At 42.2% G+C, this 13,933-nt stretch carries 14 protein-coding genes; 3 read left to right on the forward strand and 11 right to left on the reverse strand.

Going from position 1 to position 13,933, the window contains the following annotated elements:
* Positions 1–47: 47 nt before the first annotated feature.
* The 7 genes from ACP7A0_RS15645 to ACP7A0_RS15675 all read right to left on the reverse strand — a co-directional run bounded on the left by ACP7A0_RS15645 (position 48) and on the right by ACP7A0_RS15675 (position 6,429).
* Entirely contained in the window at positions 48–1,004 is a 957-nt protein-coding gene (locus tag ACP7A0_RS15645; protein ID WP_106036676.1) for an LCP family protein, read from the reverse strand.
* A 140-nt stretch (positions 1,005–1,144) separates the two neighbouring features.
* A complete protein-coding gene (locus ACP7A0_RS15650) occupies positions 1,145–2,089 on the reverse strand; it encodes a siderophore ABC transporter substrate-binding protein (RefSeq protein ID WP_426005706.1) in 945 nt (314 codons plus the stop codon).
* A gap of 22 nt (positions 2,090–2,111) precedes the next feature.
* Positions 2,112–2,870, reverse strand: coding sequence for an ABC transporter ATP-binding protein (locus ACP7A0_RS15655; protein ID WP_426005708.1), 759 nt, complete (start codon positions 2,868–2,870; stop codon positions 2,112–2,114).
* Complete coding sequence (locus tag ACP7A0_RS15660; protein WP_044140714.1) at positions 2,861–3,811, reverse strand: iron chelate uptake ABC transporter family permease subunit; 951 nt, start codon at positions 3,809–3,811, stop codon at positions 2,861–2,863. Before ACP7A0_RS15660 ends, ACP7A0_RS15655 begins: the two co-directional genes overlap by 10 nt.
* Entirely contained in the window at positions 3,804–4,754 is a 951-nt protein-coding gene (locus ACP7A0_RS15665) for an ABC transporter permease (protein ID WP_066031073.1), read from the reverse strand. The genes ACP7A0_RS15660 and ACP7A0_RS15665 overlap by 8 nt, the downstream gene beginning before the upstream one ends.
* 165 nt (positions 4,755–4,919) lie before the next feature.
* On the reverse strand, positions 4,920–5,195 hold the full coding sequence (locus ACP7A0_RS15670) for a barstar family protein (protein WP_413545210.1): 276 nt from the start codon (positions 5,193–5,195) through the stop codon (positions 4,920–4,922).
* A 64-nt stretch (positions 5,196–5,259) separates the two neighbouring features.
* Entirely contained in the window at positions 5,260–6,429 is a 1,170-nt protein-coding gene (locus ACP7A0_RS15675) for an MFS transporter (protein WP_426005711.1), read from the reverse strand.
* Between the two features lie 145 nt (positions 6,430–6,574).
* Between ACP7A0_RS15675 and ACP7A0_RS15680 the strand changes: the two genes are divergently transcribed.
* Entirely contained in the window at positions 6,575–8,014 is a 1,440-nt protein-coding gene (locus ACP7A0_RS15680; protein ID WP_060595941.1) for a PLP-dependent aminotransferase family protein, read from the forward strand.
* 32 nt (positions 8,015–8,046) lie between these two features.
* Here the strand turns inward: ACP7A0_RS15680 and ACP7A0_RS15685 are convergent, their stop codons facing one another.
* The 3 genes from ACP7A0_RS15685 to ACP7A0_RS15695 form a co-directional block, all read right to left on the reverse strand.
* Entirely contained in the window at positions 8,047–8,529 is a 483-nt protein-coding gene (locus tag ACP7A0_RS15685) for a hypothetical protein (RefSeq protein WP_066031075.1), read from the reverse strand.
* Between the two features lie 354 nt (positions 8,530–8,883).
* On the reverse strand, positions 8,884–9,990 hold the full coding sequence (locus tag ACP7A0_RS15690) for an alanine racemase (protein WP_426005714.1): 1,107 nt from the start codon (positions 9,988–9,990) through the stop codon (positions 8,884–8,886).
* A 168-nt stretch (positions 9,991–10,158) separates the two neighbouring features.
* Complete coding sequence (locus ACP7A0_RS15695) at positions 10,159–10,737, reverse strand: competence protein ComK (RefSeq protein WP_034663525.1); 579 nt, start codon at positions 10,735–10,737, stop codon at positions 10,159–10,161.
* 289 nt (positions 10,738–11,026) lie between these two features.
* Here ACP7A0_RS15695 and ACP7A0_RS15700 point away from each other — a divergent pair, with 289 nt between their 5' ends.
* Positions 11,027–11,263 carry an IDEAL domain-containing protein gene (locus tag ACP7A0_RS15700; RefSeq protein WP_008348804.1) on the forward strand — a complete coding sequence of 79 codons (237 nt, stop codon included), beginning with the start codon at positions 11,027–11,029 and terminating at the stop codon, positions 11,261–11,263.
* Positions 11,264–11,319: 56 nt separating this feature from the next.
* On the opposite strand, the gene ACP7A0_RS15705 is transcribed toward ACP7A0_RS15700, so the two are convergent.
* Positions 11,320–12,180: an SDR family oxidoreductase gene (locus ACP7A0_RS15705; RefSeq protein ID WP_060595936.1), complete on the reverse strand. Its 861-nt coding sequence runs from the start codon at positions 12,178–12,180 to the stop codon at positions 11,320–11,322.
* A gap of 145 nt (positions 12,181–12,325) precedes the next feature.
* Here ACP7A0_RS15705 and ACP7A0_RS15710 point away from each other — a divergent pair, with 145 nt between their 5' ends.
* Complete coding sequence (locus ACP7A0_RS15710) at positions 12,326–13,858, forward strand: FAD-dependent oxidoreductase (RefSeq protein WP_426005717.1); 1,533 nt, start codon at positions 12,326–12,328, stop codon at positions 13,856–13,858.
* Positions 13,859–13,933 lie beyond the last annotated feature (75 nt).

Here is a 13,933-nt window from a genome sequence, read left to right on the forward strand (position 1 = left end):
ACCCATTCAAAGCAAAAAGCCTGCCACAGCGGCAGGCTCCTACTTATTTATGATAATTCAAGCTGTTCTCTCAGCTCTGTTCTCACTTCGTCTAATCCAGCGCCATCTAACTCAAAGTAATACACATTCCCAGGCTGATAATCATGGCCCTTCAGCTGAATGGTATCCACTGATTTCAATGAGCTCAATAACGGGAAAAGACCGATAAACTGCTTCATGGACAGATTGGTTGAAACATTATCACCAAGTGTATCAATGATGTTGTCATATGACGGGATCGAAGAAATAGATTTAGATTTTTCAAAGATGGCTTGAAGTGCTTCCATTTGGCGCTTCCCGCGCATGAGGTCACTGTCTGCCTTTCTCGTTCTCACAAAGGCTAATGCTTCTTCACCATTTAATGTATGGGCGCCTGTCTGCACATGAACTTTTCCCTTTGAATCCTTTTCCATTTGTTTTGCGATACCTTCATCTTCAATCGTGACGTCAATTCCATTTAACTCATCCACAATGTCTTGAAACGCCTTAAAATTCCCTGAAATCACATAATCTACAGGAATGTTCAGCAAGTTTTCGACCGTTTTGACTGACAAATCTGCACTCCCAAACGCATGGGCGTGGGCGATTTTATCATATCCTCTTCCAGGTATATCAACATAAGAATCACGAGGAATACTGAGGAGCTTGATGGTTTTCTCTGTTCGGTTCACCGCCGCCAGTAAGACCGCATCACTTCTTGCTTCGTCTACCGTTTCACCTGGACGGCTGTCAATTCCAAGCAGCAGCACCGAGAAGCTGTCTTTTCCTGGATCAAAAGCTTTCACACGCTTTTGCGAGGTGTCTCCTCTTTCTAATGACACTTGCGCCTTATCCGACGCTTTTGAAATTTTATAGTAAGCATATCCTGTCACGGACACTGCCATCACCATGACAAAAGCCATGATAAACAGCACGGCTTTCACCCAAGGTCTCAGCCTTCTTTTTGATCTTGTTTTTTCCTTCATCCTTTCCGAACCCTCACTCTATCTTAGTCTATCAATGTAGGTTCCACTATAACATATTTTGATGAAAGTTTCCTGCATGCAACATATTTTTATGAATCCACAATAAAAAAAGCCGCTCAGTATGAGCAGCTTTTCTTCCATTATTTTTGGTCAATTCCTTGTTTTACTTCATCAATCATGGCAGTCAATGATTCAAGGCCGCCGCCAGATAAATACCACATGTCAGAGTTCAAATACACCACATGGTTGTTTTTGACCGCTTTGACTGATTTCACATAATCATTTTCAACAAGCTGTTTCGCAGAAGTTTCTTCTCCGATCGCTGCGCCTCGATCAATGACAAATAAGTAATCCGGATTCGTTTTGACCATGTACTCATATGAAATGCTTTGTCCGTGTTTGTCAGATGGCTCAAGCTTTTGATCTGCCGGCGTGATACCAAACACATCATGGATGAGTCCGTATCTTGACTTAGCACCAAAGGCTGTCATTTTACTGTCGTTGGCCATGATCATTAAACCATTCTGTTTCAACTCTTTTGCCTGTTTCTTTAATGCATCTACTTTTTGATCAATGGCTGCTAATTCTTTTTTGACTTCGTCTTCCTGATCAAAAATTTCCCCTAACGTCGTGGCATTCTTTTTAAATGATTCCATATAGTTGGCAGTGTCTACATCCATCAAAATCGTAGGAGCAATTTTAGAAAATTCATCGAATGCATCTGCTTGACGGTTCTGGATAATGATCAAATCAGGATCTAACTCTGCAATTTTTTCAAAGTTCGGCTCTTTTAAACCGCCGACATTCTCATATTTGTCACCTTCATATTTGGATAAATATTTAGGCACGACTTGTTTTGGTAAAGCTGTCACATCCACACCTAGTTTGTCCAGCGTATCAAGACTTCCCATATCAAACACGACGACTTTTTTCGGGTTTTTCTTGATCTTTACGCCATCTTTATTCAGCATGTCTTTTACCGTGACGGTTTCCTCTTTTGTTCCTTCTGTTTTTCCTTGGTTCCCGCAGGCAGCGAGTACAACAATCGCTGTTAATACAGTCATCATCCAAATCCATTTTTTCATACTTGATCACCTCTTCATTTTTTTAAGAAAAATATAAGCAAATACGCTCACCGTGAATGACTTCAATCGGTATGCGCATGTCATAAATTTGTTCAAGTGCATCTGTTTGAATCACTTCTTCTACTCCGCCTTCTTTGATCACCTGTCCATCTTTTAAAGCGACGATATGATCGGAATACACAGATGCAAAGTTAATATCATGGAGAACCACAACAATTGTTTTCCCAAGATCTTTGACGAGCTGCTTAAATAGCTTCATCATCTCAACAGAATGATTCATATCCAAGTTGTTTAAAGGCTCATCTAAGAAAATATAATCCGTATTCTGAGCCAGCACCATCGCAATAAAGGCTCTTTGCCTTTGTCCGCCGCTCAGTTCATCTACATATTGATGCTGGATATCGGCAAGCCTCATGTATTGAAGAGACACATCGATCATCTTCTCATCTTCTTTTGTCAGCTGGCCCTGTGAGTAAGGAAAACGGCCAAAGCTGACAAGCTCCCGTACGGTCAGGCGCACACTCATGTGATTGGCCTGCTTTAAAATGCTCATCTTTTTCGCTAGCTCCTGCGGAGGATACGCGCTATATGGTTTGTCCTGTAAATAAGCTGCACCTGTGTCTGGCTGAATCAAGCGGCTCATGATGGACAAAAGAGTGCTCTTACCCGCACCATTTGGACCAATGAGAGAGGTCAGCTGTCCTTTTTTCACACTGACAGTTGTTTTGTGAAGCACTGTTTTTCCGTTATATGTCTTACTGACTCCCTTCATTACGACCATGAACGACTCTCCTTTAAAAGTAAGTAAATAAAATACAATCCGCCTACTAAATCAATCAGGACACTCAGCGGCGTTTGAAAAGTAAATACCTTTTCGACAAGAAACTCCCCGCCCACAAGGGCAATCACACTGATGAAAAAAGAGCCTAGCAGCAAGTACGTATGCCGGTATGTACGAAATAGCTCTCTTGCCACGTTCACGACGAGTAAGCCGAGGAACGTAATCGGTCCGACAAGTGCTGTTGCGATGGACACAAGAACGGCTATCACGATCAGCATCTTTTTTGTGATGCTGTCATAGTCAATTCCCAGATTCACCGCATGCTCCTTCCCAAGTGACATGACATCTAATTTGGAGCGGAATGTCCAAATGTAAAGGCACAGCGCCGCAAATAAAACAGAAGCAATGAGTAAGATATCTGTGTTCATGTGATTAAAGCTTGCAAAGGATTTATCTTGTACGACCTGGTATTCATTTGGATCAATCAGCATTTCCATAAAAGAAGAAAGGCTTTTGAACAATGTCCCAAAGACAATACCAACAAGCAGAAGCAAGAAAATGTGTTTATTTTTGCGTTTGAACATCACCGTATATAACAGCACAGAAAATAGAATCATCAGCCCAACGCAAAGGAAAAAATTCAGGTTTTTATTGACGATCATAAAATTGGTCGAGCCAAACAGATAAATAATCGCTGTTTGCAAAAACAAGTACAGTGCGTCTAAACCCAGTATGCTCGGCGTTAAGATTCGATTGTTGGTCAAGGTTTGGAAGACAACAGATGAAAAGGCAATCGCGCCTCCCGTCAATGTCATCGCCAGCACTTTCTTTAAACGACTTGGCACTGTGTACGGCCAGTACCCCATTTGAAAGGTAATGAAAATCACGATCAGCACGGCTGCAATGGCTGCAATCAGGCATAATGTACGTTTCTTATGCATAGCGTTTCCTCCTTAATAACATGTACAGGAAGATCGCACTTCCGACGATGCCTACCATGAGCCCAACTGAAATTTCATATGGATAAATGATCACCCTTCCGAGCACATCACAAATCAGAACAAAAATGGCTCCTAGTAAGGCTGTATGCGGAAGGCTCTTTTTCAAGTGATCGCCGCGGTAGATCGATACAATATTCGGAATGATTAAGCCTAGGAATGGCAACATTCCGACAGTTAATATGGTGACAGATGTAATCATCGAAACGATCACCAAACCAACCGCCATCACACGTTTATACGTTAAACCTAAGTTGATGGCAAAGCTCTCACCCATACCCGCCACTGTAAAGCGGTCAGCATATAAATACGCGATGATCAATAGTGGAACACTCACATAGAGCAGTTCATAACGCCCCTGAACAATAAGAGAAAAATCCCCTTGAAGCCATGCAGATACGTTTTGGATCAGATCATATTTATAGGCTATAAACGTAGATATTGAACTGACAATCCCGCCAAACATTAAGCCGACTAACGGTACATAGATCGTATCGTTCACCTTAATATGCCGCAGGATTTTTAAGAAAAGAAGATTCCCAGCTAAAGTAAATAGAAACGCGATTCCCATTTTCATGAGCGGGCTCGCATGTGTAAAAACAAGCATTGCTGCTAAAATACCAAGCTTCGCCCAATCCATCGTTCCTGCAGTGGTTGGTGAAACAAATTTATTCCTCGTCATGCTTTGCATAATAAAGCCGCATAAACTAAGGCTCATGCCAGCAAGCACAATACTCATGAGACGCGGGATGCGACTTGAAACTAACGTATGTAATTGTTCATCTGTTAAATGAAACATCTGTAAAATGGACAGATCCTGTACACCGACAAACAGTGATACACATGCCAAACATACAAATAATAAACTTAATTGATACAACTTCATACTGGTTTCTCTCTTTCTATCAAGCTCTTTCCGCTAAAAATGATTATCATTATCAATTAAGCGACAGTTCATATATTATCATATCTAGTAAAATATTCAATAGCAGATTGAGAAAGACGGAAACTCATGAAAAAACAGCCTGCGGCAGCGGCTGCTTTTTCACCATTATTGAATGCTCACTTGAAATTGTCCTTTCAATTCCTCTTCTGCTTCTTGAAATAACTGCCTTACGCTTTCTGCATACTCGCCAAGAGCGTCTTTGCTCGTTTCAAAATTTACCCATGTCAGCTCTATTGGAAGATTTACTTCTCCTGTCAAACAGTCCCATAGGGCATCAAGATTTTTCCCGTAATAGTCAGGAAGGTGTAAAACTGTTTTTAGTTGGTCATGAAGCTCTTCTTTCGACCTGCACGATGTGCCGTCCAGCTGCACTTTTTTCATGTCATCTTCCCCTCTCATGCCTTTATTTTAAACGAACAGAAGGAAAAAGAGAAAGCGGGACTCCTCACTTTTGTTTCTGTCTGACACTTGAGATCAAAAGGATGAGACAAGCAGCCAAAACGACCAAGAAAAAGACGGTTAACACCATCTGGGTCCCGTACAGATCAGCAAAAAGACCGATAAAAACACTCGGAATACCCAGGCCTAAATAGGCAAACAAGTAAAACCCTGCAACGGCTCTAGCTGCCTCCTTTTTCCCCCGTTCGACAATAAGCTGAAGACCACCTAAATAAGTAAATCCATAGCAGGCAGTACCCGCAAGCATCGTTCCGGCAAGCACAAGAAAGATGGACCCGCTATTTGCTCCAAATAGCAAAAGGCCGTATCCGCATGGAAGACAGATAAACCCGGCAAAGAGCGCTACTGTGCTATTCATCTTGCGAACAAAAGGCTGCATCAGGACACCTGCCATATTAATCAAAAAGAGTGCCGGCCCTACCCATAATTCATATCCATTCAATTTAAGCTGTGCTGGCAAAACCGAAATGACGAGGCCGCACTCCGACCACGCGATGGCAATCGCTGCATTCGCCGGCATTGTTCCTTTTGGAAATGTTGGCATGTTCATCATCGGTTTACCTGAATCTCCTTGTACAGGCGGAACGAAAAAGAAGACACCCACGATGGTTAGGATTAAAAGGCCCAGCACAATCCAATAGCTAAGAGGCGCAAGCGACATACGCTGAAAAGAAAGCAGTGCCGTAAAAAGAGCACCGCCCCCAAAGCCAACCGAACTGCATAACGCAATAAAAGTTGGAATCCAGCTTGATTTTTCTGGATATAAAGCAATCAAATAAGCGGTGCATGTGCCAACACTCAGACCAAGCCCCACCCCTTGCAGCAGCCGGGCTGCAAAGAGCATTTGTATGGTAGGGTGCACGATCATCAATAGGGTAGCACATAACGAAAAGCTTAGCGCGACCAATAAAACCGGTTTGCGTCCAGCCCGATCAGATATGCCGCCAAGAAAAAGCAAGACTGGAATCAGTCCGAAGACATATGCAGCAAATACAAGTGCTGTAGCCGCCTTTCCGTACCCTGCTTGTTCCGCATACAACGTATAAAGGGGCACTTGCAGATTCACTGCGGTCGTAATCATAAAAAGACCAAATAAAACGAATATAAATGGAATGATGGATAGGTGTGCTGTTTCTTCTTTAGATGCAGGGATCATTTGACTCTCTCCTCTATGTCATAAGCATATGAGAACAGTGTACACACCTTTTGGCTTACTTCCTATATCCAAAAATGATGCTATTGACCACTCCATAATTCCGTGTCATCATCAAGTTATATGTGACAATGAGAGAAGGTGTCCGATGTATATTTATTTAGACCGCTCAAGTACAACCCCGCTCTGGCAGCAAATCGTGACTGGGATCATTCAACAAATTCATTCACAAAAACTGAATCCTGACGATCAGTTAACACCAACACGGGTATTAGCACAGGAGCTTAATGTATCAAGATCAACTATACAGCTTGCCTATGACGAACTGCTGGCAAGAGGATATGTCAGCACATCTAGAAGAGGCGGTACAAAGGTCATTTCGAGTGACCACTATGCAGCCTCCACTCCCCATCAAAGTGAGCCGCCTTTCCCTCTTCCGGTAAGACCACACTTTCAAGAGGCGGAGAAACAAATGGACCACTGGCTGTCGGCCAATCAATTTCATGAGAAACTCGATATTGATTTTCGACATCAGGAGCCAGCCATCGATGAACATTTTCAAAATATATGGAAACGGTCGCTCACGAAAGCATTACAGCGATTAGATATGAAAGATTGGGGCTATTCCTCCCCGCACGGATTATGGGAAGTACGTTCAGAAATACGCCAATACTTATCTGTAGAACGCGGAATCGATGTAGAAGAAGATCAAATGGTGTTAACAGGTGGCACGCAGCAAGCCATTGATTTGATTTCACAGGTATTGCTTAAAAAAGGCGATACAGTAGCTGTTGAAGATCCAGGCTTTCCTGGGGCAAGGCTTTCATTTATGCATCGTGAAATGAACATTTATCCCGCACCCGTCGATGAAGAAGGAATCATGGTGAATACAGTGCCACGGCAAACAAAGCTGATTGCGGTGACGCCCTCCCATCAGCGTCCAACCGGTGTATGTATGAGTGTCAACAGAAGGCAGCAGCTGCTGAAATTTGCTGTCAGCCATCAGTCTTATATACTAGAGGATGATTTTGATGGAGATTATCGTTATCATGGCGGACCGCTTCCTTCATTATTTTCAGAAGCACCCGACCATGTGATTTACATCTTAAGCTTCTCCAAGGTGCTGACACCCGGCATCCGCCTTGCTGCCATTATCGGCTCCAAAGCGGTCATAAAAGAAATCGCTTCCCTGCAATCACTCATTCAAAGACAGCTGCCCATTATGGAACAGATCACACTCGCTTCTTTTTTCAGAGAAGGAGAATTCACGCGATATGTCAGGCGAATGAGACAGCTGTATAAAAAAAGACAGGCTGCTATGATGGATGCCCTTTTGACACAACACTTTGACAAGCACTTTCATATCTATGGAACCGATACGGGTCTTCATGTCTTTTTAGAAGGAGCGCCAGACTTTGACGAAAAAGGCAGTATTGAAGCAGCCAAAGCAGCGGGCGTTGGCATTTATCCATTAAGTCCTTATTGTTTTGAGAGCAATCGAAAGGGATTACTGCTAGGCTTCGCCTGTACGGACGAAAACATGATTCAAGAGGGTGTCCGCCGCTTAAAGCAAATACTTTATATGTAAAAAAAGCCTGGAAGTCCGCCTTCCAAGCTTTTTTACGTTGATTGCTGAATGCGGCCTACTTCTTCAATAAATGCAGCTGTCTGCTGCAATCCATCTTGCAGATGATGGGTAGCGGAAATAAACAGCTTTTCTTGACCTGGGTGCTTTAATAGCTGCTCCACCTGACCGATTCCTTTTTCAAATGAATGAAGACCTGTCTTTAATTGTTGATCCGCCTTTTGATAAGCGGCTGGAACTTCTTGATGAGCAAGCCCCTTTTGAATCACACGATCAAAGGCTTTCGTCGCTTTTTTCAATTTTTTATTTACTTGGATCTTTCCATGTCCATCTGAAATAAATTGGTCGGTCATGTTTTCATAAGCTTCATTTAACTCATCCATATAACGCTGAACCCATTGTTCATACGCAGCTTCTTTTGTGTCTTGTTTTGAAGGCGATTGACCTGCTTGCTGACAGGCTGCTAGTAATATCACTGTCAAGGTGAATAGCAGCATCAAATGCGATTGTTTTTTCATACAGAGCCTCCATTTCTTATTCCCATTCGTTCATATCGGTCAAAATAGGAGTATCCTTTACCACATACGAACACTTTGCAAGAAATGATTTCTTTTATTGTAACAGACGGCTCGTGTCACTTCTGCGATTTATGAGTAAATGGATGAAAATACGTCTAAGGATCCACATTTTCCTGTCATTTGATTGACAGTCTACCGATACACTTAATAGACGACTGGATATATGGATTTGGTTTCAATAAGTTCATGGTGGATGTTTTCTAATGAAAAGAAATACTTCGTTCGTGTCATCATGATGATGCCAAACGAAGTCGCCTTGTATTTTCCAAGTCTTAAATTATACATCCTGTTGATTTATTGAAGTTTACCTTTACAAGCAATCTCAAGCTCTTTGACTACTTCACCATCTTGAATGAGATATGCTTTTTCATGGAGATTGACAGCGGGACAAATATGATTTGGAATGATTTGCACCTTCTCACCGATCTGGACAGTCTGACGGAAGCCTTCGTGATAGATGATGGCATGCTCATCAAATACACTTGAAACAAATACATCATCATAGTCTTTTACTTTGCCTAGTCCTTTTGTTTTCGTCAGCCCTTTTGTACGGGTTTGAGCCGTGAGCCCTTTGGCTCCAACATCTGTAATGACACGGGCCTTTGTTGGCTTACTGATCACCGTCGTCAGCACAGCTGCCGCACAATGTGAAAAAGTGCCGATCACATTGGATTGAGAGGCATCCATGAAGATGTAAGTGCCTGGTCTGATTTCGGTGACTCCCTTTGGAATATCAAATTGAAATAAGAACGGCGGTGTTGATCCTATGCTCACTACCTCTAGCAGCATGCCTGTTTCTTTCGCAATCTGTGCAAACTGAAGCGTGCGATTCACAGCGTCTTCGTATAATGTGTGACAATGCGCTTTACTTTCCGCCTTATATGTATGTCCATCATGAGAAAAAATCCCCTTTAAATGAACGAAGTCACATGTTTGAATCGCCTGCAAGATTTGACGGAAATCACTCTCTTCAATGACACCAGATCTTTCTTCTCCAACTTCTATCTCAATTAGAACCTCCGCTTTTTTCTCTGCTCCACGAAAGACATGTTCAATTTGATGCACATGCTCTACACAATCTATTCCAAATGAAATTTGTATCGACTCTGCCAGCTTTCGAATTCGCTTGAGCTTTGTCTCGCCTACAATTTGATTGGCGATAAAGATATCTGTCAGCCCATGCGCCGCCATTACTTCCGCTTCTCCTACTTTCGCTACAGTTAAGCCAGATGCGCCCATCTCCTCCTGCACCTTCGCAAGACTAGGTGTTTTATGTGTTTTCGTATGAGGACGCAGTTTGACTTGCTGACGGTCCACATACTGCTGCATAGCAGCTAGATTCTCCATCATTACCCGTTTATCAATTAATAGCGCCGGTGTATCTAGTTCATCATAAGTCATTATCATATCCCCTTTCACTGCTGCTCGTTATATAAATTTTTATACGTTATAGTTGAATTATATAATTTTTTATATAATTATCAATGTTTTTTTCTTCGAGAAAGAAAGACGATATGCTAAACCCTCGCTTCATAAGGAGTCCAGCGGCTGTCCTGCCGCTGGTTTTAGTTAATATCTGTTCCGAAGCTCCCTTAATATAAAATCGTATACAAGGTTGAGCTGTTGTTCCTTTGGATACAGCATAAATTCTTGTTTTTTAGGAAGACCTCCATCAAGGCGATCTTGAAATTTCGTTCGGAGATACGCTGTTCTGTGCACCTGACTCTCAAATGATTTATATGAGACATCGAGTTCGACGGTTTGCTCATTTGTAAAGATGACCACCGTGTCTCCGAGGGATGATTCCTGGAAGGTATGAATGTATTTGTGGGAGATCCAGCCGCACTGAGGACGGTTGGATGAATAGGTTGGGAAGAAATACAAATGATTGGATGAGTCAATCACAATTGGAGGCTTGTGAGATATTCCTGTTACTTCATATGTTCCCGCTTTTCTGCCCGCATAGCTTGAGCCGAAGAATCTGCAACTGCGTTCAATAATTTGCAGGGGCTTTAATTCAACGTAAAAGCTTGTCTCTCTTTCTATGACTTTTGAATATACTCTTTTTCCTTCTTCAACCGGAAGGACCGCCATTGTTGTTTGATTAATGACGTATGAATCTAAAGGTGTTTCACTAATTCCTGACACTTCATTTCCTCCTGTGTTAATTTTTGGTTATTTTAGATACTATTAATCTATCACCAACATATAAGAAACGACAGGATTTTTTCAAAATTTATTAAAAATCATCTTTTTATCGTATTTTTTAGTCCATTCGATCTATCGAAAAGCCTTTTTTAATGATATATCACATCCTGTCGATCGGACAAGAGATGTCGATTTCGCTCAAAAATAAATTGTCTAAAAATTATAAATTCTTGTTGATTTTTTCTCCGCCAATCCATATACTATAAAAAAGGCATCGGGGGGATTCTTTATGAAAGAGAAAAAAACGTATGCTGAGCTCATGAAGTCCCGCAACACCCAAAAAACCGAAGAAAACGGCGTCACTATTTTAGACATCTATATTCAAATGGTTTTAGATGAGGCGCTTTATAAACAGCGCTTAACCTTCCTTAGAGAAGAGATTGATAAGGCACTGGATCAGCGTGATGAAAAGCGATTCAACGACCTGTCAGCTCAATATGCAGAACACTGCTTACATCAATCATGATGATTTTACTTGCGGCAAAGAGACAGCAACTCGTCTCTTTACCGCAAGTTTTTTGTTTATCCATTTAAAATGGTTCCGCCATTTACATGCAGGATTTGTCCATTCATATAAGAGGAGTCTTCGCTCGCTAAAAACAAATAGCTCGGCGCAAGCTCTACTGGCTCACCAGGACGTTCCATTGGAACATCTCCGCCAAATTCTGAGACTTCCTTTTCCGTAAAGGTCGATGGAATGAGCGGTGTCCAAATAGGCCCTGGGGCTACCCCATTCACTCTGATCCCCTGTTTAATGAGCGATAAAGATAATGATCTCGTAAATGTCACGACTGCCCCTTTTGTAGATGAATAGTCGATCAAGGTTTCATGCCCTTTATAGGCTGTAACAGATGTGGTATTAATGATACTGCTTCCTTTCTTTAAATGAGGAAGAACCGCTTTTGTTAAATAAAACATGGCAAAAATATTCGTTTGAAATGTTCGAAGAAGCTGATGCGAGGTAATCTGTTCAATGCTTTTTTGCGGATGCTGTTCCCCGGCGTTGTTCACCAAAATATCGATGGAACCGAAAGCATCTTTCGTTTTTTTGACGACCTCGTTTGAAAACGCCTCATCTCCTAAATCACCTGCAATTAAAATGGCGCGGCCTCCCGCCTTTTCAATATAGTCCTTCGTTTCCTCTGCATCGCGGTGTTCACTCAAGTAAACAATGGCGACATTGGCTCCTTCCTTCGCAAACAAGACCGAGACTGCTCTTCCGATCCCGCTGTCTCCACCTGTCACAATGGCTGTTTTCCCTGCTAACTTTTTATCCGGCACCTCTCGATCAAAAACAGGTCTAGGGTTCATTTTATATTCCAGACCTGGACGTTCATTTTGATGCTGAGGCGGCAATGTTTTCTTCGGCTGCTTTGTTGACACGTCTGTCCACTCCTTCCTTTTATCTTGTTTATTTTTATGTGTTGGCTATTTTTTTATGTATGTCAAACTAGTTTCCTTACGAATGTATGATTTTCATTATTGTGGAAAAATTATACACAACAAGTCACTAACTGGAGGCGACAATATGGAGCAAGAACATAAAGGATCGGAACAGGCAAAATCGTTATGGATATCAGAAAGTCAGAAGCATTCTTTTCCTGCTGTACATGAGGATCTCACAGCAGATGTCATCATTGTTGGCGGCGGCATTACCGGTATCGCTACTGCGTTTGAAATGACAGAGCGCGGGCTGGATGTCATCATCATTGATGCCGATCAACTGCTGCAAGGTACGACCGGACATACGACAGCTAAGATTACCTCACAGCACGATGTGTACTACCATGAGCTGATTCAGCAAATTGGCATGCCCAAAGCTCGATTGTATGTAGAAGCAAACGAGAAAGCAAAAGAGCTGATTCAAGCTCGTGTCAAAGAGTACGACATCGATTGTCAGCTAGAGATAAAAGATGCTTACCTTTATACTAAGGAAGAAAGCGGTGTAAAAAAGTTAAAGAAGGAATTAGATGCCTACAAACAGCTTGGGATTGACCGAGAATGGAAAACAGCGCTTCCTTTTGATGCTGACATCAAAGCTGCCCTAGCAATGACGCAGCAGGCACAGTTTCATCCCCTTCATTATCTAAATGCACTAATCGACCAGCTCCTAGAGCGAGGTGTAGGTATTTATGAACAGACAACTGCTGTTGACGTGAAAGAAGGAAACCGGCCTGCTGTCGTCACACAAGACGGCCATCACCTGACAGGACGCTATATCATTTCCTGTTCGCACTTCCCTTTTTATGACGGGAAAGGACTTTATTTCACACGAATTCACCCAGAACAATCTTATGTGGTAGCAGCCAAAACAACGAAGCCGCTTCCAGACGGGATGTATTTAGGAATCGACCAGCCTGCTCATTCTTTAAGAACCGCAGAATGGCATGGTGAGGAAGTGGTTCTCATCGGAGGAGAAGGCCATAAAACTGGACAAGGCGGGGTTGAATCTGCTCACTATGAAGGATTAGAAAGGTTTGGAGACGCCACCCTTGGAATTGAAGAGGTGCTGTATCGCTGGTCGACACACGATATGGTCACAATGGATCAAATCCCTTACATTGGCCGCCTGACCAAACACCACCAAAATATCTTCGTTGCGACCGGTTTTAGAAAATGGGGCATGACGACAAGCCATGTCGCAGCCACTCTTATCGGTGATTTGATTGAGGGAAAATCGAATCCATACGAATCGATTTTTACGCCATCAAGACCTGTTTCTGACTCTTTCGTCAAAGATTTTATTAAAGAAAACAGCAATGTCGCTGCCAAGCTGATCAGTGGTAAATTAAAACGAACCGATCAAACAATTGATGATTTAAAGCCAGGTGAAGGCGGTATTGTATCTTACGAACATAAAAAATGCGGCGCCTTTAAATCAGAGGACGGGAATATCTTTCTTGTGGATACAACGTGTACTCACCTAGGCTGTGAAGTCGCTTGGAATAATAGCGACCGCACTTGGGATTGCCCGTGTCACGGCTCACGTTTTTCCATTACTGGAGAGGTAGTAGAAGGCCCAGCAAAGAAACCACTAAAAAGGTCTTATAAAGAACAGTAAAATTTTACTGATTCCCTTTAAAAAATCCAATATTATCCGATAAATAATATAAAGTCTGATAATTTGTGATGATTA

Source organism: Bacillus sp. DWP3-1, assembly GCF_049896565.1.
Taxonomy (GTDB): domain Bacteria; phylum Bacillota; class Bacilli; order Bacillales; family Bacillaceae; genus Bacillus.

What these genes read in the sequence shown, in the direction of transcription:
- ACP7A0_RS15645 (WP_106036676.1), bottom strand. Translation starts at nt 1,004, where the DNA reads ATGAAGGAAAAAACAAGATCAAAAAGAAGGCTGAGACCTTGGGTGAAA.
- ACP7A0_RS15650 (WP_426005706.1), bottom strand. Translation starts at nt 2,089, where the DNA reads ATGAAAAAATGGATTTGGATGATGACTGTATTAACAGCGATTGTTGTA.
- ACP7A0_RS15655 (WP_426005708.1), bottom strand. Translation starts at nt 2,870, where the DNA reads ATGGTCGTAATGAAGGGAGTCAGTAAGACATATAACGGAAAAACAGTG.
- ACP7A0_RS15660 (WP_044140714.1), bottom strand. Translation starts at nt 3,811, where the DNA reads ATGCATAAGAAACGTACATTATGCCTGATTGCAGCCATTGCAGCCGTG.
- ACP7A0_RS15665 (WP_066031073.1), bottom strand. Translation starts at nt 4,754, where the DNA reads ATGAAGTTGTATCAATTAAGTTTATTATTTGTATGTTTGGCATGTGTA.
- ACP7A0_RS15670 (WP_413545210.1), bottom strand. Translation starts at nt 5,195, where the DNA reads ATGAAAAAAGTGCAGCTGGACGGCACATCGTGCAGGTCGAAAGAAGAG.
- ACP7A0_RS15675 (WP_426005711.1), bottom strand. Translation starts at nt 6,429, where the DNA reads ATGATCCCTGCATCTAAAGAAGAAACAGCACACCTATCCATCATTCCA.
- ACP7A0_RS15680 (WP_060595941.1), top strand. Translation starts at nt 6,575, where the DNA reads ATGTATATTTATTTAGACCGCTCAAGTACAACCCCGCTCTGGCAGCAA.
- ACP7A0_RS15685 (WP_066031075.1), bottom strand. Translation starts at nt 8,529, where the DNA reads ATGAAAAAACAATCGCATTTGATGCTGCTATTCACCTTGACAGTGATA.
- ACP7A0_RS15690 (WP_426005714.1), bottom strand. Translation starts at nt 9,990, where the DNA reads ATGACTTATGATGAACTAGATACACCGGCGCTATTAATTGATAAACGG.
- ACP7A0_RS15700 (WP_008348804.1), top strand. Translation starts at nt 11,027, where the DNA reads ATGAAAGAGAAAAAAACGTATGCTGAGCTCATGAAGTCCCGCAACACC.
- ACP7A0_RS15710 (WP_426005717.1), top strand. Translation starts at nt 12,326, where the DNA reads ATGGAGCAAGAACATAAAGGATCGGAACAGGCAAAATCGTTATGGATA.